The following is a 22971-nucleotide window of genomic DNA, read 5'->3' as shown; positions in this document are numbered from 1 at the left end:
CCAGCGGATAAGTCTGCCCGGCGTATTTGCTATTGATTGGCGCCCTACCGCCAACTAATTGGATTTCCTGATCAGCAGCATCGGCTCCCGCGCTTGGAACACTAAATAAACCACATGCTTAATCATGCTCCACAAAGCTTACCTCGAAGTCGTCCATGAATTTTATTGCAGCCACCACTTTTTCCATGAGGCGGTTTCGCTCATCAGGCGTCAAAGCGACATTAGCCATATTTTCGTCGTAAATATCATTTACGTAAATGTACTCATGCCCCTTGCGCGTTATTGGATTCCAACCAAGTTCGCGTCGGATACGAAAATTACACTTGCCATCCTTAAAGCGTAAATAGTCCCTTCCATCTGAATAGACCTCATATCCAGATGACTCTTTCACGTGTTGCTCATTAATTTTTACGAAATCATTCATACTACTTTCCACCTGTAATGACATTAGTGACAGACGGGTTAGCTTGTAGCAACGGATATTCAACCGTATTAAATATCCCTAACGGATTTGGATTATTAAGAATACCAACTACCGATCCAGAAGCTCCATTCGCATAATTACTTGAAGCTTGAATCCATAAATTCTGAGCTTGTGATTGCGAAACTCCGGACACACCACCATTAAATAAATCCAGGTCATTAAGCCAACCACCGCCGGGGGTCATTTCAATTGTAAGCTTCCCATTGGCCGCTGCAAAATCTTGAGCACTTGCACCCGCACCACTTCCGGAATAAAAGACCGCCTGATTTTCGGTGGTTGTGACATTTAAATTATTTACAACACCCTGGAGATATTCATTAACTTGTGAGGAGCTTAGTTGATTTAATTCACTCTTACTTAAGACCGAAGATCCATCTAATGTTATTGAATTAGCCGTTACACCATTTGGAACGGTCGCACTAACGTCAGCCGGAGAAGGATTAACAGCATCTGCTGGGTTAGGTTCGTCTGGATTTGTCGGAGCAACTTCTGTGCCTGAATCAACACTACTCACATTAGGTCCAGACGGTTCATAAGGCTCCGCGTACGGCCCGGGACCAAACTCCGGCGCTTCCATCTTACTAGCATACGATGGAAGGCTACTGAAGAACAAAAACATGCCCAACTTATTCAATTGAGCTTGCTGGTCCTGCCGAGCCAACAACGAGGGTGTTGAGTCCTCCACAGTCGGCATTGGACCATATTCGCCAGTCAATGGATCAATCACCGACGGGGTGCTTTCTTGCGGAAGCGTCAGATCTGGCTGCGGATTGAGAGCGCTTCCGGGCGTGTATGGGTCCTGTAATGAACCACCACTATTGAAGGTCCACAATGGCATTGAATCAGAAATAGACGCATATGAAATCGCTTGATCTCCCCCCGGACTACTATAGGTGTAGAGATTGGGAGACGGAGGCGGGGCCAAGTCTGGTGCCGTAAACGTCACCGCAATATCTGGATCTACCAAGCCATAGGGAGCGTTGACATCAGCCGTTACCGATGGCCCCAGGATATTCTCAACATCTCTGCCGTCGACTGTGACCGGATTACCATTGACTGTTTCCGGAACACCTACAGGCTCTACGATGCCATTAGCGTCGACATAAGCGGGCCATATCGTCCCATCTGTTCCAGCGGGAGCCACTAAATCATTATTGATATCGTCCTGCTGAGCAGCAGTAAAGTTCGTTTGACCTGCATATGTTGTGGTTGATATTCCGCTGCTGTTTGCATTGTTAACCACCCCCATCAACGAGCCTTCCGGCGCATTCCAGAAATCCACCATCGGGCCACCTGCTTGACCGTTCAGTGGCATCTCGCTGCCATAGGTAATCCCAGCCGGATAGCCCCCTTCGAGATCAGTTACATCACTCCCTGCCAATGAAACCAACGACGCCGTAGGCATCGTAGACCCCAAATCATTCAAGTCTGACTCAGAAGGAACGATCAGCGGCGCAGCAGTAATCGTCTCAGGCCCAATGTTTTGGCTTACCTGTATAGGTGGCAGCGGATTATTGAAAGTGAGACCCAATCCTGGTGCCGATGGTAGTACTGGTGCTGTTGGTAATACGGGTGCTGGCGCTAATACTGGCGCGGGAGTGGGTGCCGGTGACGTACCGTTGCCCCAACTGCCCAAGCTATAGCCAGGCGGCACCCAAACACTAGGGGGAGCAGGAGTAAAAGAAGGCGCTCCCAACTGACCCGAGTAGTAATTGTCATTATCGTCGTCGTCCGTACCATACACACCGTCGGGCACAGCCCCACTATCAGACAAAAGGTCCGTATGAACCGGCTGATCCTGAGCAGCCAACCCCTGTATGGCCCGCTGCGCCGCTGCGGCGGCGGCGAGCGACTGCTGAGCGGCTTGCGCAGCCGCCTGCTGGTTGCCTTGCGCGAGCGCCTGCTGGGAGGCCTGGGCATACTGGGTCGCGAGGTCAGCCTCTTTGCTGGCTTGCGTCGACAGGGTTTGCTGGATCTCCTCATATTCATAGCGATAGGCCCCGTTCGCGACCTTTTCAGCGGCTAGCCGGGCAGCTTGGGCAGCGGCGGCCGCCGCTGCCACGCTCTCCTGTTCTTCGGCCTGATCCACCGTTTGCGCAAACGCCGACTGCTGATTGAGCACCGTCTCAATCGAGGCCGCCACGATTTCCGCCGTCGTTTCACAGGCTGAGGGGCCCGCGTTGGCAACGGCACTTTGCGTGGAAGGCTGGAAGGTATTTGCGTTATTGGCCGTGGTCGTGACTTGCGGAATCTGCAGCGTCATCCCTACCGTCAATGAACTGCCCGGCTCCAGGCCATTGGCCTCCGCAATAATGTAGCCGTAGTTGCTATCGCCGTAGATCTCCTGCGCCAGCGATTGCAGCGTGTCGCCACTTTTCACCGTGTAGTTCTGCGTACCATTGGTGCTGTTGGTGAAACCGCCGGTGGTCGCCAGCACGTTGATGGCGCCGTCGCTATTGACGCTACCGAGACTTTGCTGGTTGGCATACATCGTTATGACGCTGGTGCTGCTGCTGGAACCAGTGGGTGTAGTGGTCTGTTGCAGAAGCTGGGCATCGGCGGTGTATGCCATGTAGTTGGTCTGCGAACTCCCGTTCACACCGCCATTGGTCGCAACAAGCTCACCCAGGTCGTTGTACGTATTGGTGTTGCTTTGTGTACTGGTGCTGCCATCGCTCGTGATTGTCTCTGCGGTGCCGCTGTTGAGCGCCGCGTTCTGCCATACATAGGTATTGGTGTAGTCATCCGTGCTCTGTGTGCCGCTCGGATTGAGCACCGTCTCCTGCGGTATGTATGAGGTCTGGTAGCTAATCAGGTTGCCGTCGGCATCGTAGGAGTTGTACTCGACTTCCGAGTCCAGGAGGAGTGCGCCATCTGACCAAGACCCCACCGATGTGGGCATGCCCGGCATCTCTTGATCTTCCGTGGCATAGCTGCTGCTGGTGACCCCGGAGGACGTTACATATTCATTGATCAGGGTCTGCGCAGCCTCTTCGGCATAGGTACTCTGGTCGGTCAGCTCGCCGTCGGCGTTGTAAGTGTAGACGACATCGCTCTTGACCCATCCGCCATCGTCGAATGAGACGAGGGAGCCATCGAAGGTGCCTTCTTCCGTATTGCCGGGCAGCTGATAGGTGACCTGGCTGATGAGTTGCCCGGCCGTGTCATAGCTATCGGCCTGTTGATTCGCGAAAGCACTTCCAGACGCGGTCTGCGTTTGTACCAGCACCATTTGGCTCAGTTGATTATAGAAACCCTTCTGGACGATCTCTTGCGACTGCGAGTTGAGGGTTTGATAGGACTCGTACTGCATGACATTGCCTGCCGCGTCGTACCAGTTCTCACCGGAATTGAGCGCGCTGGTGACAACAATCTGACCATTCTCCAGACTGCCGTTAGCGATCTCTACCCGGCCATCCGCATCGTAGGTGTACCAGTTGGCAACGACGTTGGGCGTCGTGGATGGGGCCGGCGTGGGTGCGGGCGCCGGGGTAGGTGTCGGAGTGGGCGTGGGAGTTGGCGTGGGCGTAGGCGCCGGGGTGGGGCTTGGCGATGGACCACCCGGTGGCGGCAGCAGGTCGGGGCTCGCCACCAGCGAAGGATTAAGGGTCGTCGGTGCCGGCGTAGGAGCTGGCGCGGGAGTCGCCGTTGGTGCGGGCGTCGGCGTTGGCGTTAGCGCGGACGTTGATGTTGTGGTGCCGGTTGTACTAGCACAAAACAGGGACATCCACTATTTAAACGCCAAGCGCAATGCACGAGCAAGCGTAATTCATGGGTGGCCCCGCTTTGCTGCCGCCCCGCTTTGCTCGCTTTGCCCGCTTTGGCTCCGCTTTGACCGTGGGTGGCCCCGCTTCGCTTTGACCCGCTTCGCTTTGACCTGAGTGCCCCCGATTCCGCATCAGCGAAGGGCTAATTCATGGGTGGTCCCGATTCGGCCCCGGTGGCCCCGATTCGGCCCCCCGATTCGGCCTGATCCGCAATGCGCTGATTAAGAATTTCCAACGCCTTATTCTTCCATTCCAGTTGTGTACTGGAAGCCACGCGATGGATAACACCGCGGCGCGCCTGCTGCAGATCATGGCTATAGCCATTTTCAAGCATCCATACCACCCAGTCGAAACGCCCTACTGAAAGAGGCGCGAAAATGCTGGAAATAACGCCATCATGGAAATTGATGTCAGCACCACGTTTGACCAACAATTCCGCGCAATCAAAGTGCAATTGCATCATTGCAATCATCATGGAACTTCTTCCATGAGCCGGAGAATCAGGATCGCCGTGATAGTCCAAAAGCATATTCAGCAACGGCAAGTTACCGCCGGAAGCAGCTATGTAAACAGGAGCCTCCCCTCGCTGCCACGGCTTGTTGGGGTCTGCACCCAGCTCCAACAGTTCATGAATAGCTTTGTTGTTGTGCTGGCCAATCATCCAAATCAGTGGCGTCAGACCCGCCTCGCCGGTCGCATTGATATCACTCCCCGCCGCTAGGAGCGCTTTGGCTTTATCCATATCGTTGTCGGCAACCGCATCAATCAGGGTTACGACGCGAGGATCATGGAACACATCCTTCGTCGACTTTCCGGCCAATTCCATCGTGTCACGCCCCTGACAAAGCATAGATAGGGCGAATAAAACCATGCATAGTCCAACTTTACGAACCAATGTAAACATGATCTCAATGCCTTCATCAAAGAGAAACTGGGCCGCTCTCGATTTCATGGACACGTAAACGAAGGTTTGATCTTTGACTCTAAGACCAAAGGGGTCAAAACATTTTCCCGACTCATCGCAACGCTAATTACTATATGTATTTACTGACAATCGGCTGCCAAAACTTACTAGCCTTCGGATCATAAAAGCGATGACAGGCAAACGGCAGCTTGCCGTGGTTGAGCTTCAAGGCAAGATCGGGCTTCCGGTCGAAGCAAAAGTCCACCGCGCTTAAATAGTCGGGAATGTTCATTTCCGTCAGTGTGGGGGCCACCAACGAAAAGTAGAGATCTTCGATATAAAGATTCTGCGGATGCCACTTCGATAGCGTGGGCAAGCCTTGCTCCATGCCCTCATTTCGGCGCTGGACAGCGCGGAGCATCGCGTCGGTTTTTCTGAGAGAAAAACCGCCATTGCCCACTTTGAAGTAGTGCTCCGTGGACTTCTTTCTCTTCTTGAACGCGTTGTTGATCCGGAACAACAGGCGGTTGAAGAACGTCTGCCTTGATGCGAGCCACGGGGCGCCAATGTAGTCGTATCCCTGATTGCACCAGTGCTCTAGACGATCCTCAAAGACAAACACATCCGTCTGGCAGATCAAGATGTATTCGTATTCGGCAAACGCCTCGTAAAAGGTGCTGGAAAGCATCAACTGGTTATAGCCGGAGAGCCCTTTGAAATAATCGTCTCGGAACCGTTTAACAACATGGTTGACCGTATCGAGAATCGCATTCAGCGGACTCAAGTCCAGACTGTCGGGGCATGCAATGGCGAAAGGGTGCTGGGCGAGCACTTTCAGTGATCGCTTCAGCGACAATAATTCATTGTCGTTTAGATCCGTTTTATAGAGCGGAATGACAACGACTGCGTTCTTCATACCATGACCTTAAAGCTTGCCGGATGCCGGGCGGACAACGCTCTCCTGAGCTAGCAACAGGGCCCGAGTGATTCCACTCCGACAGCCCCCGCCAGGCCGCTTATCCAATCAGCCGAGCGCGCCATCGTACAAGGTATTTGAAGGGTATACACGTCCGTCCAAAGCCAGATGCGGATATCAAGGCATCATTATAAAAAGGCCGCACAGCTAAGCGCCGCACGGCCCTTTTAAGTTTCGGCAGACTGCTTATTCGTCGTTCTTGACGTTGACGGTATGCATGGGGCGACATTGGCCACCATCACAACCGATCACAACGCTATAGGTTCCGCAAGAAGCAACGAAGGTGGAGTCGCCATTGGGCTGGACCGTGCCACAACCCATTTGAGTTGCAACATTCTGAGCCAATGGCAGGACCGCGGTGTCAGCCTGAGAAGTGGATGACGACATCGAGGCGACTTGCGTCACGGGCGCCGCGGATGCCTGGGGACTTGCAGCGGCCTCTGCGAGTGTGGGTTGCGCGGTATTGACCGTGCTTACCGGAGTCGCAATGGACTGGGTTTCCACCACTTGTGGAGCGCCGGCCTTGTAATGGCTAGCCAAATTTAAAATCTGCTGCTCGGCATTGCTCACGCAGGTATCCGCCGCTTGAACAAAGAACTTTTTTAGCAATGCACCTTGATTTGCACGTAGCTCGTCAAGTGAAGGCGCGTTGTTCGGGTCGACTGGATCTGTTTTGCAGGTCTGCTGCGCAATGACGTCACCGGTTTTACCGTCTAACAAACGTATATTCGCCGCATAGAAGACATGATAAGTCGCCCACTTGGTCGGGTAGTACATGTAGGACCAGGCGTAAGTCTTGACGTCGAGCAATAAATCCGCGCCTGGATAGGTTTTTATCAGGTCGGCAGAGCTGCCACTGGGTGCAACCAAGCCGCTCGAAGGCACCAGGGTGACGCCTTGATTTTGTGCAAGATCGTTGGCCAGCCGATTGCCGATGCGAACGGCGGGATCAGGAATCTCGTCTGTTCTTACCAATTCATTGCCTGAAGAAATCATCGCAAGGCCGCCGACCAAGCCGAACATGGCCTTGCCTGCTGTATTGGCGCTGAAATCCGGTATGGCGTGATTGGTTACGATGAGTTTTTTACCCTGCAAATCCTGGGCGGCATTGATGCTTTTTGTCGAAACCGGCGCGCAGCCGGCAAGTAACATGGCGATTGCCGCCATGATGAGTGACCTTTTCATTTTTCCCCCTGCTCGTCTTCCCTGGAACCGTATTACCTTGCTGGCGATACTAGCAATGGCGTGACACGAAATTTGTGAAGAGCCTGTAAAACGAACCATGCACTTTCTGATGGCATGCTGCTCTCTAGATACACGTTTTAAGCTTCCGAATGCCCTCGCGAAGCTCATGCACCCCCACTCCGGAATACCCAAGAATGACCCCTCCCCGCGCCGGCCGCTCGGCGTAGGAGATGGACAGCGGCCGGGCTGAAATGCCTAGTTGCTTTGCCTTGATCGACACGGCTACATCATCGACGCCGTGCGGCAACAAGGCGGCGAGTTGCATGCCGGCTTCGGTGCCGATGACTTCGAGCCGGCCATCCATGTATTGGTCGATCGCGTCGAGCAGCGCAATTCGCCGCTCCAGGTAAAGTGCACGCATGCGGCGAATGTGGCGGGCGAAGTGGCCTTCGCGGATGAAATCGGTGAGCGCGACCTGGTAAAGCATGGGGGAAAACGTATCGAGGGCGTCGCGGACGGCAGCAAACGCCCCGACCAGGTCCTTGGGCACAACGATGTAGCCGACGCGCAAGGCGGGGAACATCACCTTGCTGAATGTGCCGACGTAGACGACACGGTCGTCGGTATCCATGCCCTGCAGCGATGCAAGCGGGCGGCCACCGAAGCGGTATTCGCTGTCGTAGTCGTCTTCGATGATCCATGCGCCGCTGCGCGAGGCCCAGCTGAGCAGTTGCATGCGCCGCGTGGCACTCATGGTGTAGCCGAGGGGAAACTGATGCGATGGCGATATGTAGACCGCACGTGCATTGCGCTGACGTCGAATGCCCTCCTCGACATTCAAGCCTTCTTCGTCGACCGGAACCGGAATGATCTCCGCGCCGATCGTACCTAATGCCTGCCTCGCACCGGGATAGCCGGGGTCTTCCATCCAGACGCGATCCTTTGCATCGAGCAAGGCGTGCACGCAGACCTGCAAGCCTTGCTGGGAGCCGGTGGTGATGAGTATCTGCGATGCATCGCAGCGTACGGTGCGTACGGTGCCCAGGTATTCGGCAATGGCTTCGCGCAGCGGCAGATAGCCCATCGGATCGCCGTACACCATCTGCTCGATGGGCGGCTTGCGGGCATGCTGATGCAATAGCTTCGACCATGTTGTGACCGGGAAGTGATCGATGGCCGGCAAGCCGACGCGGAATGCGCCTTGATTATTCGCCCAGGTTTGCGGCGGTGTGCGTAAACCATCCACGCGTTGCGCGATTTTGCGCGGCGCGGTTTGCGTCGTGTTTGGCAGCTGCGTGTGCCGTTCGGTTGCGCCGTGCGGTTTCAGCGTCTGGCCCGGTATCGATCGCGCAACACAGGTGCCGGCGCCCACGAAGGTTTCGAGATAACCCTCTGCGTACAGTTGCTCGTAAGCGCTAAGCACCGGTACGCGGGAAATCCTCAGCTCCTTGGCCAGGCTGCGTGTCGACGGTACACGCTGCCCCGGCCGCAGATGGCCGCCGACGATGGCGCGCCGGAACCACTCGGACAACTGGTCGTACATGGGCGTGCCAGCCGCCGCATCCAACGCAACCGGTGGCAGGAAACCTGCGGATATCCGTTTCATGCGATTGGCCTCAAGTGGTTATATCGAATCATACCCAAGTGGCTATTTTCGTAAACCACTAGTCGGCCTAACTTTCGCTCCACGCATACGGATGCTCACCTGGGAGGTTTGCCATGAAGCTGTTCCGAAGGGCTCTTTTCCTCAGCGCTGCCTGGGTCGCGGCCACGGCCACTCTGCCCACCCCGGCAGGCGCGCGGGACACCGCGTCCAGCGCCACCGCCGCGCCGGTCCTCCGCGATGGCACACACGATTTCGACTTCAACATCGGCACCTGGCACACGCACATCATGACCCTCCAGCACCCGCTGACCGGCTCGAAGACCTGGGCCGAACTCAACGGCACGGTGACGGTGCGGAAAATCTGGGGTGGCAAGGCATCGATGGAAGAAATCGAGGCCAGTGGTCCCACCGAACATCTGGAAGGACTCACGCTGTTTCTTTACAACCCGCAGACGCATCAGTGGGACCAGACGTTCGCCAGCAGCAAGGATGGTGTGCTCGAAACAACGGCGTTTGGTGAATTCAAGGATGGACGCGGTGAACTGATCGATCAGGAAACCTATCAGGGACGGATGATTCTGGTACGCACGGTGTGGTCGCAGATCAAACCCAACTCGCATCATTTCGAGCAGTCGTTCTCGGATGACAACGGCAAGACCTGGGAACCGAACTTCGTCGCAAACCTGACGCGGATCCAATAATGAACGCGCGGCGGCGCGCTGGTATCGCCTGCCTGTTGTGCCTGCATGGCTGCCTGTGGTGGTCATTTCCCGCAGGTGCGCAGACCACACCAGCGCTGCCGCCTGCTCCGATCAGCGAAGAATCGATGAGCGAGGCCTGGTGGACCGGGCCGATGCTGGCCAACTCAGCCGAAACCTTGCCGCCCGGACATTTTCTGTTCGAGCCCTATCTCTACGACATCCACAGCCAGGACACGAACAGCTTCGGCTCGCGCACGTACATCCTTTATGGCCTGGTCAACCGGTTGTCGGTCGGGATCATTCCGGTTTTCGGCTATAACCGGGTCAGCAATGGACCGAACAGTGCCGGCATCGGCATGGGCGATATCACGGTGCAGGCGCAATACCGCTTGACGGAATTCCAGCCGGGCAACGGGGTGCCGACGACGGCCATTGAATTGCAGGAAACACTGCCGACCGGCAAATACGATCAACTGGGCAACCGGCCCAGCGATGGCCTCGGCAGCGGCACCTACACCACGACGCTGGCGCTCAATTCGCAGATGTATTTCTGGCTGCCGAACGGCCGCATTCTGCGCATGCGCTTCGATGTGTCGGAAGCGTTCTCCCGCAGCGCCGATGTGCAAGGTGTCAGCGTTTACGGCACCGGACCGGGTTTCCAGGGTAACGTCAAACCTGGCAATGGTTTCTTCGCCGATCTGGCGTTCGAATACAGTCTTACTCAACGCTGGGTATTGGCGCTGGATGCGATCTACAGCCACAACGGCAATACCCATGTAGCGGGTGAAGACATGCTGGATCCGAGCAATATTCCCTATCCGCAAAACGTGCGGCTGAATTCGGGTACGAGCACGGCATTCGGGCTGGCGCCGGCGATTGAATACAACTGGTCACCGGCGATTGGCGTACTGCTTGGCACGCGCGTGACATTCGGTGGACATAACTCCGTCAACACGGTGACGCCGGCTATTGCAATCAATTACGTGTATTAATGTTTTTTGTTACCCCATGACCATCGAGGGTAAAGTGGACGGCCATCGATACACACATTCCCTATACGCTCGAAACGTCATTCTGAATAACTACGGTTGAAGGAGATCCTCGATGAAGCTCCATGGTCTGTTCGCCGCTGCGCTTGCGTTCACCGTTTTGGCCGGCATCCCCGCCAACGCCGTCCCTGCACTGCCCTCTTTTACCGCTCTCGCCGTCGCCGATCCAAACCGGCCGGCCGATCAGCGGGCGCTGGATGCCGAACGCAAGCCGATCGAGGTATTGAATTTCACCGGCATTACGCGCGGCTGGAAGGTGGTGGACCTGATGCCGGGTGCGGGTTACTACACGCGCCTCTTCAGCAAGGTCGTCGGTCCGAAGGGTGCCGTGTATGCGATACAGCCGGTCGAGATGGACAAGGTAGCGCCCAAGAATCTGCCGATCCTGCGCAGCTTTGCCGGGACACCGGCTTACTCCAACGTGATGGTGCTGGTGCAGCCGATTGCGCAGCTGGATATTCCCAAGGGCGTCGACATGATCTGGACTTCGCAGAACTATCACGACCTGCACGATCCGTTCATGGGCACGCCGGATATGGCACGCCTGAACAAGGCCATTTATGACGCGCTGAAGCCGGGCGGCATCTACATCGTGCTTGATCACGCCGCTGCAGCGGGAACGGGAACTTCAGAGACCAACACGCTGCATCGCATCGATCCTGCCGCGGTGAAAGCGGAAGTTACGGCGGCGGGATTTGAGTTTGTCGGTGAAAGCGATGCTGAGCGCAATCCGGCCGACGATCACACGCTGCCAATCTTCGACAAGTCGATCAAGGGCAAGACGGATCGGTTTATCTACAAGTTTCGCAAGCCAATGTAGGTTGGGTAGGTTGGGTTAGCGCAGCGTAACCCAACGGAATTCGATCGAGACGATAAATATCGTTGGGTTACGCTTCGCTAACCCAACCTACGGTGTTATGAGGCCAGCGCCAGTTGGGTTAACTGGTCGAGTTCGTCTTCATCGAAACCTGCCGCCAGCCGCGCGGGCCGGTTGAAGGGGCCGCGCAGGTTGCGTCCCATGTAGTCGCGCAGCAGACCGAGAAAGGTTTCGCGCGGATCGAGCGCATCACGCTCGCAGCACCAGCGGAACCAGCGTGTGCCGGCGGCAACATGCGCGACTTCTTCGCGCAGGATCACTTCCAGTATCGCGATGGTGGGTTCATCGCCGACCGCGCGCAGGCGTTCGATCATGCCGGGGGTTACATCCAGACCGCGCGCTTCGAGTACACGCGGCACGAGCGCCATGCGTGCCGTGTCGTGATGCGCGGTTTTCTCGGCCATTTCCCACAGGCCGTTATGGGCATCGAAGTCGCCATAGACGTGACCAAGTTCAGTCAGCCGCGTGGATAACAAGGCGAAGTGGCGCGCTTCGTCGTTGGCGCAACTGGCCCAGTCTGTGTAGTAATCGGCAGGCATGCCGCGAAAGCGATACACCGCATCCCAGGCCAGGTTGATGGCGTTGAATTCGATATGCGCGACGGCGTGTACCAAGGCAGCACGCCCTTCCGGTGTACCGAGGCCGCGATGGGGTACTTGGCGTTGCGGGACAAGTTGCGGGCGCTCTGGGCGCCCGGGATTGCCGATGGCTTCGGGTGCGGGTGACGTGGAATCGGGACGTAGCTCGCCGGCTTGCAGCGCCACCCATGTGGCATGGGTCAGGCGCAATTTTTCGGCGGGGTCGCGTGCGTCGAGGCAGCGTTTGGCGGCGGTGTGGAGGTCGGTCATGGGAGTTTGTGGCTAGGCCGCCCCTCACCCTGCCCTCTCCTCGCTCCTCAAAGCCGAGCACATCCATGTGCTCTCTCCGCGTGCCCCGAAGGGGAGAGGGGAAAAGCAGTGTTACGCACTACGACGTGCAGCCTTCGCATCGTCCGAGCGCAGCATTTCGATCTGCTGCAGATAATGCTGATCGAGGCCGGTGATGTATTCGCCGGAGAAGCACGAGGTGTCGAAGTGCTTCAGGTTTTCGTTGCCGTCCTGCACGGCCCAGATCAGGTCTTGCAGATCCTGGTAAATCAGCCAGTCGGCGCCGAGTACCTTTTCCACTTCCTTGTCGGTATGGCCGGCGGCCACCAGTTCGGAAGCGGCCGGCATGTCGATGCCGTACACGTTCGGATAACGCACCGGCGGCGCGGCGGAGGCGAAGTACACGTTCTTGGCACCGGCATCGCGGGCCATCTGGATGATCTGCCGGGACGTGGTGCCGCGCACGATGGAGTCGTCCACCAGCAGCACGTTCTTGTTGCGGAATTCCAGCTCCACCGGATTGAGCTTGCGGCGTACCGATTTCACGCGCTCGCCCTGCCCCGGCATGATGAAGGTGCGGCCGATGTAGCGGTTCTTGACGAAGCCTTCGCGGAACGGCACGCCCAGCGCCTCGGCGAGTGCACTGGCGGCAGTGCGCGCGGTGTCCGGAATCGGGATGACCGCATCGATGCCGTGATCGGGACGCTCGCGCAGAATCTTCTCGGCCAGCTTCTGGCCCATGCGCAGGCGCGCCTTGTACACCGACACGTTCTCGATCATCGAATCCGGACGTGCCAGATACACGTACTCAAAGATGCACGGTGCATGCACCGCGCCATCCGCGCACATGCGAGTATGCAGCTGGCCGTCCTTGGTGATGAATACCGCTTCGCCCGGCGCTACATCGCGCAGGCGCTTGAAGCCAAGGATATCCAGCGCCACCGATTCGGATGTCACCGCATATTCGCGGCCTTCCGGCGTCACGCGTTCGCCCAGCACCAGCGGGCGGATACCGTGCGGATCACGGAACGCGAGCAGGCCATAACCCAGCAACAGCGCCAGGCAGGCATAGCCGCCGCGTGCGCGTGCATGCACACCGGCCACGGCTTTGAAGATCTGGTCCGGGGTCAACGCCATCCGGTCCTGGATTTGCAGCTCGTGCGCGAGCACGTTGAGCAGCACTTCCGAATCCGAATCGGTGTTGATATGCCGGCGGTCGTCCTCGAACATCTCGCGGCGCAAGGTCTCGGTGTTCACCAGGTTGCCGTTGTGCGCGAAAGCGATGCCGTAGGGCGAGTTCACGTAGAACGGCTGCGATTCGGATGAACCTTCCGAGCCCGCCGTGGGATAGCGGCAATGCCCGATGCCGATGCGGCCGCGCAGGCGGCTCATCGACGCTTGATTGAACACGTCACGGACCAGGCCGTTGTCCTTGTGCAGTCGCAGTCGCGCGCCGTCCACGGTCGCGATACCCGCCGCATCCTGCCCGCGATGCTGCAGGACGGTCAGGCCGTCATAAAGCGCCGATGCCACTTCAGTGGTACCGACGATACCGATGATTCCGCACATGGTGTTGCTACCCGTTAGTGTTAATGCGTTGAACCAGCCGCGCTGGAAGCTGCAGCCGGAGAATTCGGTACGTGCGGCGACAGTCCGGCCGGCAGCACGTTTTGCAGGTTTTGCAGATGCGCCGGCAGGTTGCCCGGCTGCAAATGTTCACGCACATTGGCTGGCAATTCCTGCTCCAGCCATGCCGCGATGCCCTTGAACTGGGGCAACAGGGTCGACTGCTGCCACATCGGTTCACGCGCAAACGACGTCATGCCGACCAGAAACACCAGCAGCGCCACCAGCAGCACGCCGCGTGCAAAACCAAAAATCATTCCTAACAGGCGATCCGTGCCGCCCAAACCCGTGCCGTCCACCAGCTGATGCAACACAAACCGCACCAGTGCACCAAGGATCAGCACGGCAATGAAGCAGATGCCGTAGCCGACCAGCACTCTCAGCACCGGCGTTTCGATGGTCCGCTCGAAGTGCGCCGACACCATCGGGCCGTACATTTTCGCCACCCAGAAAGCCGCTATCCAGGTAAGCAGCGCCAGCACCTCGGATATGAGGCCTCGAAAAAGTCCTACAAGGACCGAAAGCGCTAATACCGCGATGATGATCAGGTCGACCGCGTTCATGCCCAGGCTTCCGGTGGCGTTGTTCAGTTAGCGCTAACGACGTTACCGTCGAGCCCGAGTTTGGCCTTGATCTGATCTCGCACGCTGACCGCATCGCTGCGCTGCGTCTGCGGGCCAGCCCGCACGCGCCACAGCCGCTTGCCGCCGGCATTGACCGAGTCCACGAAACCGTCGAAGCCGTTCGCGCGCAGCTTGTCGCGCAGCGCGATGGCATCGGCCTGGCTACCCATGGCGGCTACCTGAACGGCCCAGGCGCCAGCGCGAACTGGACCAGGGCCTGCCGCCACCGGAGCCGGCTCATCACCCTGGGGCGTGGTGGCGCCACTTTCCAGGCGGGCCGGCACGCCGGGTACGGTCTGGGCGATCTTCAAGCGCGCGGCTTCCGCCGCGGCCCGGGTATCGAACGGACCGGCGCTGACCAGGGTCAGGGTCTTGCCGGCGCGCTGGATCGGCTCGCTGCGAACGGGATAACCCAGGCTCCGCACACGCTGCATGAGACGGTTCGCCCCTGCCGGCTCGTAGGCACTGAGGTTGACGCTATAGATGCCGCGCGCTGCGGTCTCCGGCGGCAGCGCCGGGGATGGCGTTGGCGTGGCGGCCGGAGGCGGTGCGATGACCGGGCGGCTCGCCATGGCGGTCTTCGACGGAATGACGGGAATCGCCGGTTGTGAAGACGGCACCGCGGCCTGCTGGACGGGTGCGGCAATCGCGGGCGCGGTTGCGCTGGAAGCAGGCTGGGAATTCGTGTTCACCGTGGACATGCCGCTGGCATTCGGCGCCGCGGTGGTCGCCGGGGCGACACTGCTCGAAACCGCCGGCTGGCCGTTCAAGCTCATCGTCTTGGTCTGCAAGTCGCGATCCGGCGCCGCAGGAATGGCCAGGCTGACCGATTGATCGGTGGTGGTGCTGGTCGACGGCGGCTTGCTTGAGAACATCATCGGCACGAACAAGATAGCCAGCGCGACGAGGACGGCAGCTCCCAACAGGCGTGTGTTCAAGATGGACTCCAGACAACCAGCTTGTGCGTGACGGCGGCGATTATACCTGTCCCTGCCGCCGGACATGACAGAAACAGGACAAAGGTTCAGCCAGCCGTTTCTTCCAGCGCTGCGGCGGCAACAAAAAACGAACCGAATACCAGAATGCGCTCGCCGCGCCGCGCGCTGGCGCGAGCTGCCGCCAGCGCGTGGCGCACGTCAGGATGCGTATCGCACGCTGCGTGCGGCAGCGCCTGATGCAGTACGCCAGCCAGCACCGACGCCGGCAGGCCGCGTGGTGTGTCCTGATCCAGGCTGGCCAGATGCCAATGCGTGATGCGCGATCCCAATGCAGTCATCACGCCGCCGACATCTTTGTCGGAGAGCGCGCCGTACACGGCATGCACGCGCTCATCGCCGGACTGGGTGTCCAGCCATTCGGCAAGCGCCCGTGCCGCCTGCGGGTTGTGGCCAACGTCGACGATCACCGCCGGATCGCCGCCCAGGAACTGCAAGCGTGCCGGCGCCCGCGGTCGATGCATGCCGGCCGAGGCGATGCGTTCCAGTCCAGCCGGATCGACCACATGCAAGGCATGCAGCGTGGCGATCGCCGACGCCGCGTTGGCGTATTGCACCGGCGCGGCCAGTTCGGGATCGGGCAAGCGCAGTCGGGTGCCATCCTGATGCAGCCACTGCCAGTCGCTGGAACCACGCTCGACCCAAAAATCGCGCCCTGCCCGCTCGACCCGCGCGCCATGCGCAGACAACGCCTCCAGCAAACCCTTGGGTGGATCGATTTCTCCCACGATCGCCGGCCGGTCGCGGCGCGCTATGCCCGCTTTCTCGCGGCCAATGCTGTCACGATCCGGCCCCAGCCACTCCACATGATCCAGATCCACCGTGGTGACGATCACGGCATCGGCGTCGATCAGGTTGACCGCATCAAGTCGCCCGCCCAGTCCCACTTCCAGCACGGCGACATCCAACGGGTCGCGCGCGAACAGATCGAACGCAGCCAGCGTGCCGAATTCGAAATAGGTCAGGGGAATCTCGCCACGGGCAAGCTCGATGCGTTCGAAGCATTCGATCAGCGACGCATCGTCGGCATCCACACCGGCTATGCGAATCCGCTCGTTGTAATGAATGAGATGGGGCGAGGTGTAGCACCCCACCCGCTGCCCCGCCGCCGTCAGCATCGCTTCCAGGAATGCGACCGTCGAACCCTTGCCGTTGGTGCCGCCCACGGTGATGACGTGGGGGGCGAGTCGGGGGGCTCCCATGCGATGCCACACGGCTTGCACCCGATCCAGCCCCAGATCGACACCCAGCGCATGGATGCGTTGCTGATAATCCAGCCATTCGGCGAGGGTTCTTGGTTTCACGCGGGACTCCGGATTCGGGCCCGCGCACCATAAGGGCATCCAGCCCGACGCACAATCCTTGTCTAGAACAGATGGATGCCCGTGGCGTGCAGCGCCCAGTACATGCCGAACAGCGTCCAGAAAGTGCGTTTCAGGGCCTTGCCGGCCAGGAAGGCGACCAACAGGCCAACCAACAGCGGCAGGTATTTTTCAAAGGTGCTGCGTGTGTCATTGATAGCGCTCATGACTTGCTCCTCCCTCACCCGGATCGGTGTGGGAAGCATCATCGGTTTTCGGTGTCGGCGGTGGCAGGCGCAGGCGTCATCTATTGGATCTGACAGACGTCATGGGAAAGGCCCCGTTTGTTCGTCGTCCCGCGCAGGCCGGGACCCAGTGACTTTGCTCTGGTGTTAAATCATTTCGCACAAAGCGAAAGACGCTGGATCCCGGCCTGCGCCGGGACGACGGCGAGGTGATGTCACACATTCCAGCAGACCATCTGACGCTGGCTAAAGCGCGCCAAAGTCCAAGCTATGCTTTTCCTTCTCCTCCCCGATTCCTTTCAACGCCATCCAGCAATGGCTTGAGCAGATCCAGCGGCAGCGGAAATACGATGGTGCTGGACTGCCCGCTGTTGGACATGCTGGCCAGGGTCTGCAGATAACGCAGCTGCAAAGCCTGTGGCTGCTGCGCCAGCATGGCGGCGGCGTCACGCAGTTTTTCCGAGGCCTGCAGCTCGCCATCGGCGTGAATCACCTTGGCGCGCCGTTCGCGCTCGGCCTCGGCCTGGCGAGCGATGGCACGCACCATGGTCTCGTTGAGGTCGACATCCTTGATCTCGACATTAGTGATCTTGATGCCCCAGGGATCGGTCGCCTCGTCCAGGATCTGCTGCAGGCTGTGATTGATCGAGTCGCGCTGCGACAGGATCTCGTCCAGCTCATGCTGGCCGAGCACCGAACGCAGGCGCGTCTGCGAGAGCTGGCTGGTGGCCTGCAAAAAATCGGACACCTTCAGCACCGACTTGTCCGGCTCCATCACCCGGAAATACACCACCGCGTTGACGCGTACCGAAACGTTGTCGCGGGAAATCACATCCTGCGGCGGAACGTCCATTACCGTCACGCGCAGATCCACCCGCGTCATCCGCTGCACCATCGGCACCAGCACGAACAGCCCCGGCCCCTTGGTGCCGGTATAGCGGCCCAATGTCAGCACCACGCCACGCTGGTATTCCGGCAAAACCTTGATCGCAGAAAACAACAGCGCAATCACGACAAGCACGACAACGCCCGCAAAGCCGATCATGAAGATTCTCCTTCGCCTGCCCGCGCCGCCGTCACCTGCAACAACAAGCCATGACGGCTGACCACGCGCACCGGCGCACCGGCGGGAAGCGCCGCCTCGCATTGCACGCGCCAGCGTTCGCCGCCGATACGTGCCCAACCCTGGCCGCCCGCTGCGACGGCCTGCAGTAATTCACCCGTATTTTGCAGCATCTGTTCTTCGCCGTTGAACGCACGGGCGCGACGCGCGCGCATCACCAGCCGCAGCAGCAAGCCGAGCATGATGATCGCGCAGCAGGCAATGCCCAGGATCACGCCCAGGTTCACGCTGTAACCGGGCACATCGGTGCGGAACAGCATGATCGAGCCGAGCACAAAGGCAATCACCCCGCCCACGCCCAGCACGCCGGCCGTGGGCACGAACGCCTCCGCCAGCAACAACGCCACACCCAGTGCCATCAGGATCAGTCCGGCGTAGCTCACCGGCAGCAGTTGCAAGGCATACAAGCCGATCAACAGGCAAATGCCGCCGGTGACGCCGGGGAAGAAGCTGCCGGGATGAAAGGCTTCGATAATCAGCCCGTAAATACCGGCCAGCAGCAGTACATAGGCGATGGTCGGATTGGTGATGATGCCGAGGAAGCGCGCGCGCCAGTTCGGCGGATAGTCCCGTAACGGCAAATCCCGCAGCGCCAGGGTGACTGATTGCTCTCCTATCTTCACCGTGCGTCCATCGGCTTGCGCCAATAGCGATGACGGATCGGCGGCGACAAAATCGATCACATGCTGCGCAGCGGCCTCGTTGGCGGTCAGCGTTGCGGCACCGCGCACAGCCTGCTCCGCCCATACCGCGTTGCGCCCGTGCAGCTGCGCCAGTGAACGGATCATCGCGATCGCGTCATTGAGTACCTTATTGGCCTCGGCATCGCTGACGGCATTGTTGCCAGGCGCGGATTTATCCGCTGATTTGCTGGATGCCGGAAAGCCGTTGCCGAATGGCGACGGCATCGGTGTACCGCCGCCCAGATCGACCGGCGTTGCCGCGCCCAGATGCGTTCCCGGCGCCATCGCCGCCAGCGGACACGCATACAGAATATAAGTACCCGCCGACGCCGCACGCGCACCGGCCGGCCCCACATAGCCGATCACCGGTACTTTGGCAGCGAGAATATCCGCCACGATGTCGCGCATGGATTCAATCAAGCCGCCCGGTGTGTCCAGCTGCAACACAATGGCTTTGGCGCCGTCATCGGTGGCGTGCTGGATTGCACCGTGCACATATTCAGCGGCCGCCGGACCGATCGGACCGATCAATTCGATACGCGCAACGAAAGCAGCGTCCGAAGCTGCCGCGGGCGCCTCGACGGTCGGTGGCGTCCATGCCAAAGCCAATACCGCGCACAAGGCGCCACTCCACACGAACCACCCTCTCCGTGACATGACACAGGCCTCCCGGCCGACATCATCATGCAGCCGTCGCGTGTGGCGGCTGTGGGAGCGATATTACGCTTCGGCGAGACTATTTTGCAGCGAGGTCGGAACTCACCTCCGCATCGCGCAGCCGCAACGCATTGCTAACGACTGACACCGACGACAGGCTCATCGCCAGCGCCGCAAGCATCGGCGACAGCATGATGCCGAACAGCGGATACAACACCCCTGCCGCCAGCGGCACGCCCAGCGCGTTATAGATGAAGGCAAAAAACAGGTTCTGGCGGATATTGCGCACGGTGGCCTGTGACAAGCTACGCGCGTGCAGGATGCCCGTCAGGCTTCCTTTCACCAAGGTAAGTTGCGCACTTTCGATCGCCACATCCGTGCCGTGCCCCATGGCGATACCGACATCCGCGGCCGCCAGCGCGGGCGCGTCGTTAATGCCGTCACCGGCCATCGCCACGCGCCGGCCTTGCTTGCGCAAGGTTTCGATCACCGCCGCCTTGCCCGTTGGCGACACATCAGCGTGTACCTCTTCGATACCCAGATCGCGCGCCACACTGCGGGCCGTAACGGCGTTGTCGCCGGTGAGCATCACGATCCGCATGCCGGATGCCTTGAGTTCGGCGATGGCTTGCGGCGTATCCGGCTTGATGCGATCGCTGACGGCAAACAAACCGCTCGTTTTGCCGTCAATGGCGAGCATCATCACCGTAGCGCCATCGCCACGCAGGGCATCGGCTTTGGCTTGGGTTTCCTGGTCCAGGTCGATACCGTGCTGCTGCATGAGTCGTGCATTGCCGAATACCACCTCGCTTTGCCCGACACGACCGCTGACGCCGCCACCATTGAGCACGTGGAAATCCCTGGCGTCGGCCACGTCGATCTGTTCTTCCTTCGCGGCAGCCAGGATTGCCTTGGCCAGCGGATGTTCGCTGGAGCGCTCAAGGCTTGCCGCCAGCGCCAGCAACTCGGCACGGCGGTGCTGATCGAACGGCACGATGGACGTCAATGACGGCTTGCCTTCGGTCAAGGTGCCGGTCTTGTCCACCACCAGCGTATCGGCTTCACGCATGGTTTCGATCGCCGCCGCATCCTTGAACAACAAGCCTTGCTGCGCACCGCGACCGCTGGCCACCATGATCGAAATCGGCGTAGCCAGACCCAGCGCGCAGGGACACGCCACGATGAGCACCGACACCGCCGCGATCAGCGCATGGGCAAAGCGCGGGTCGGGCCCAAGCCAGATCCATCCCGCAAAAGCCAGTATCGCCACCGCAATGACCGTCGGCACAAACCACGCGGCCACCCGATCGGCCACCCGCTGCAACGGCGCCTTGCTGCGTTGCGCCTGTGCTACTTGCGTCACGATTTGCGCCAGCACGGTTGCGGCGCCGACCTTTTCGGCGCGCATGGTCAGCGCGCCATCGCGATTCACCGTACCACCGGTGAGCGTATCGCCCGGCTCCTTGCTCACCGGCATCGGTTCGCCGGTAAGCATGGATTCGTCGACCTGGCTGCTGCCGCTCAGCACCACGCCATCCACCGGCACTTTTTCGCCGGGTCGAATACGCAGCACGTCGCCAACATGCACCTCATCCAGCGGCACATCGAGGTCTTCATGGCCGACTATGCGCCGCGCCGTTTTCGGAGCAAGGCCCAACAGCGCCTTCAGAGCAGCGCCGGTGCGCCGGCGCGCGCGCCACTCCAGAAAATCGCCCAGCGTCACCAGCGTGACAATCACCGCGGCGGATTCGAAATACACCGCAACACGTCCATGCATATCGCGGAAACCGGGTGGGAAGATCTGTGGCAACAAGAAAGCCAGCGCGCTATAGATCCACGCCACGCCCGTGCCGATGGCAATCAGCGTGTACATGTTTGGCTGCCAGGGTCGCAGTGACCGCCAGCCGCGCGCGAAAAACGGAGCACCGCCCCGCAACACCACGATGCTGGCCAATAGCGCTTCCATCCACCCCGCCGCGCCCGCCCAGGCCATCGGCACAGGCATCCCCATATCCGGCAGCATCGCGATCAGGAACACCGGCAGTGTCAGGCCCGCCAACGACCACAAGCGGCGCTGCATGGCCTTCACTTCGCCGGAGTCGTCTTCATCCAGGCTGGGCATCATCGGTTCCAGCGCCATGCCGCATTTCGGGCAATCGCCGGGACCATCCTGCTGTACTTCCGGATGCATCGGACAGGTGTAGGTCGCGCCGGGCACCGCTGCCACGGGGGCACGGTGTTCTTGCAGATAGAACTCCGGATGAGCGATGAACTTCTGTTTGCATCCAGCCGCACAGAAATAGTGCGTATGACCTTCGTGTTCCGCACGATGCGGCGTGGTGGCCGGGTCGACGCTCATGCCGCACACCGGATCCTTCGCCATGGAGGCAGCATGGCTCTCGCCATGCGTATGCGCGTGCGCATGTGTATGTGTATGCGCCTGTCCGGCCATCGGCAAGCTATGCAAAGTCGGCGCGAATGGCTTGACCACCGGCTGCGCATAACGTGCGGGATCGGCATCGAACTTGCTCTTGCATCCACCGCAACAGAAATAAAAGGTCTGGCCGCTGTAGTCGCTGCGGTGCTGCGCCTGGGTCTTATCCACGCTCATGCCGCAAATCGGATCGCGTGCAGTGTTATTGGCTGACTGGCAGCACGTACCTGGCGCGCTCATGCTTGCGGCTCCTCATCGGCGAGCGCGCGCAAGATCGGGCAGTGCCCCGGATCACCTCGTCCAGGACACGCTTCGATCAATTGCTCCAGGCCTGTGCGGATACGCATCAGTTCCGCGATGCGCGCATCGATGCTGGCCAGGCGCTGCTCCGCGCGCTGCTTGACCGCCTTCACGCCGCGATGGCGATCGGCCGACAGCGCCAGCAGGTCGCGGATCTCCTCCAGCGTGAAACCCAGATCCTTGGCGCGACGAATGAAGCGCAGCCGGCTGATGACCGACTCGTTGTAGCTGCGGTAGCCGGACGCACGCCGTAACGGCTCGGGCAGCAGACCCTCGCGCTCGTAATAGCGGATGGTGTCGATAGCAACGCCGGCGCGCTTGGCGACGGCACCGATAGTCAGGGAAGGCTGTGTGCTGGTCATGGCGCAAGTCTAGACTATTGATCTAGGTCAAGAGTCAATAGGCCGCCGGAAGCCAGGCGCGACAGGCTCCTCCGCTGGTCGCAAGCCATCGGGGGCGAAGGTGTATAACGGGCGGCAAACCCGAAAATCGCACGTTCATTTTCCAGCCAGCTACTGCGACACCATCCCAGTAACCTTGCGCGACCTTAAGGTCTGGCCTACAGAAAG

At 59.6% G+C, this 22971-nt stretch carries 19 protein-coding genes; 3 read left to right on the top strand and 16 right to left on the bottom strand.

The features are described 5' to 3' along the window. Positions 1-118 precede the first annotated feature (118 nt). The 6 genes from ISP19_RS20450 to pdxR all read right to left on the bottom strand — a co-directional run bounded on the left by ISP19_RS20450 (position 119) and on the right by pdxR (position 8922). Positions 119-424, bottom strand: a complete 306-nt coding sequence (locus tag ISP19_RS20450; RefSeq protein ID WP_204684252.1) for a hypothetical protein — start codon at positions 422-424, stop codon at positions 119-121. 1 nt (position 425) lies between these two features. After that, entirely contained in the window at positions 426-3797 is a 3372-nt protein-coding gene (locus ISP19_RS20445) for a LysM peptidoglycan-binding domain-containing protein (RefSeq protein ID WP_204684251.1), read from the bottom strand. Between the two features lie 596 nt (positions 3798-4393). Further along, complete coding sequence (locus tag ISP19_RS20440; protein ID WP_204684250.1) at positions 4394-5203, bottom strand: ankyrin repeat domain-containing protein; 810 nt, start codon at positions 5201-5203, stop codon at positions 4394-4396. Positions 5204-5285: 82 nt separating this feature from the next. Further along, positions 5286-6071: a DUF5672 family protein gene (locus ISP19_RS20435; RefSeq protein ID WP_204684249.1), complete on the bottom strand. Its 786-nt coding sequence runs from the start codon at positions 6069-6071 to the stop codon at positions 5286-5288. A 246-nt stretch (positions 6072-6317) separates the two neighbouring features. Beyond that, positions 6318-7316 carry a putative periplasmic lipoprotein gene (locus ISP19_RS20430; RefSeq protein ID WP_204684248.1) on the bottom strand — a complete coding sequence of 333 codons (999 nt, stop codon included), beginning with the start codon at positions 7314-7316 and terminating at the stop codon, positions 6318-6320. Positions 7317-7440: 124 nt separating this feature from the next. After that, positions 7441-8922, bottom strand: coding sequence for a MocR-like pyridoxine biosynthesis transcription factor PdxR (pdxR, locus tag ISP19_RS20425; protein WP_204684247.1), 1482 nt, complete (start codon positions 8920-8922; stop codon positions 7441-7443). Positions 8923-9035: 113 nt separating this feature from the next. Between pdxR and ISP19_RS20420 the strand changes: the two genes are divergently transcribed. From ISP19_RS20420 to ISP19_RS20410, 3 genes are all read left to right on the top strand, one after another. Further along, on the top strand, positions 9036-9623 hold the full coding sequence (locus ISP19_RS20420) for a hypothetical protein (RefSeq protein WP_204684246.1): 588 nt from the start codon (positions 9036-9038) through the stop codon (positions 9621-9623). Next, the gene (locus tag ISP19_RS20415; protein WP_204684245.1) at positions 9623-10615 is read left to right on the top strand and encodes a transporter; all 993 of its coding nucleotides are present in this window, start codon (positions 9623-9625) and stop codon (positions 10613-10615) included. Before ISP19_RS20420 ends, ISP19_RS20415 begins: the two co-directional genes overlap by 1 nt. A 112-nt stretch (positions 10616-10727) precedes the next feature. Continuing rightward, a complete protein-coding gene (locus tag ISP19_RS20410) occupies positions 10728-11492 on the top strand; it encodes a class I SAM-dependent methyltransferase (protein ID WP_204684244.1) in 765 nt (254 codons plus the stop codon). 95 nt (positions 11493-11587) lie between these two features. On the opposite strand, the gene ISP19_RS20405 is transcribed toward ISP19_RS20410, so the two are convergent. The 10 genes from ISP19_RS20405 to ISP19_RS20360 form a co-directional block, all read right to left on the bottom strand. Next, entirely contained in the window at positions 11588-12397 is an 810-nt protein-coding gene (locus ISP19_RS20405; RefSeq protein WP_204684243.1) for a ferritin-like domain-containing protein, read from the bottom strand. 111 nt (positions 12398-12508) lie between these two features. After that, positions 12509-13984: an amidophosphoribosyltransferase gene (purF, locus tag ISP19_RS20400; RefSeq protein ID WP_204684242.1), complete on the bottom strand. Its 1476-nt coding sequence runs from the start codon at positions 13982-13984 to the stop codon at positions 12509-12511. A gap of 20 nt (positions 13985-14004) precedes the next feature. Continuing rightward, positions 14005-14604 carry a CvpA family protein gene (locus tag ISP19_RS20395; RefSeq protein ID WP_204684241.1) on the bottom strand — a complete coding sequence of 200 codons (600 nt, stop codon included), beginning with the start codon at positions 14602-14604 and terminating at the stop codon, positions 14005-14007. A 23-nt stretch (positions 14605-14627) separates the two neighbouring features. Further along, positions 14628-15602, bottom strand: a complete 975-nt coding sequence (locus ISP19_RS20390) for an SPOR domain-containing protein (RefSeq protein ID WP_204684240.1) — start codon at positions 15600-15602, stop codon at positions 14628-14630. 86 nt (positions 15603-15688) lie between these two features. Next, positions 15689-16963 carry a bifunctional tetrahydrofolate synthase/dihydrofolate synthase gene (gene folC, locus ISP19_RS20385; RefSeq protein WP_284385038.1) on the bottom strand — a complete coding sequence of 425 codons (1275 nt, stop codon included), beginning with the start codon at positions 16961-16963 and terminating at the stop codon, positions 15689-15691. 62 nt (positions 16964-17025) lie between these two features. Then, positions 17026-17187: a hypothetical protein gene (locus tag ISP19_RS20380; protein ID WP_204684238.1), complete on the bottom strand. Its 162-nt coding sequence runs from the start codon at positions 17185-17187 to the stop codon at positions 17026-17028. A 286-nt stretch (positions 17188-17473) separates the two neighbouring features. After that, entirely contained in the window at positions 17474-18250 is a 777-nt protein-coding gene (locus ISP19_RS20375; protein ID WP_204684237.1) for a slipin family protein, read from the bottom strand. After that, positions 18247-19668 carry an NfeD family protein gene (locus ISP19_RS20370; protein ID WP_204684236.1) on the bottom strand — a complete coding sequence of 474 codons (1422 nt, stop codon included), beginning with the start codon at positions 19666-19668 and terminating at the stop codon, positions 18247-18249. The genes ISP19_RS20375 and ISP19_RS20370 overlap by 4 nt, the downstream gene beginning before the upstream one ends. A gap of 79 nt (positions 19669-19747) precedes the next feature. Further along, the gene (locus ISP19_RS20365) at positions 19748-22342 is read right to left on the bottom strand and encodes a heavy metal translocating P-type ATPase (RefSeq protein WP_204684235.1); all 2595 of its coding nucleotides are present in this window, start codon (positions 22340-22342) and stop codon (positions 19748-19750) included. Next, on the bottom strand, positions 22339-22764 hold the full coding sequence (locus ISP19_RS20360) for a heavy metal-responsive transcriptional regulator (RefSeq protein WP_204684234.1): 426 nt from the start codon (positions 22762-22764) through the stop codon (positions 22339-22341). The genes ISP19_RS20365 and ISP19_RS20360 overlap by 4 nt, the downstream gene beginning before the upstream one ends. Positions 22765-22971 lie beyond the last annotated feature (207 nt).

Source organism: Dyella flava (assembly GCF_016904955.1).
Taxonomy (GTDB): domain Bacteria; phylum Pseudomonadota; class Gammaproteobacteria; order Xanthomonadales; family Rhodanobacteraceae; genus Dyella_B; species Dyella_B flava.
This window is presented reverse-complemented; position numbering and strand designations above follow the sequence as displayed.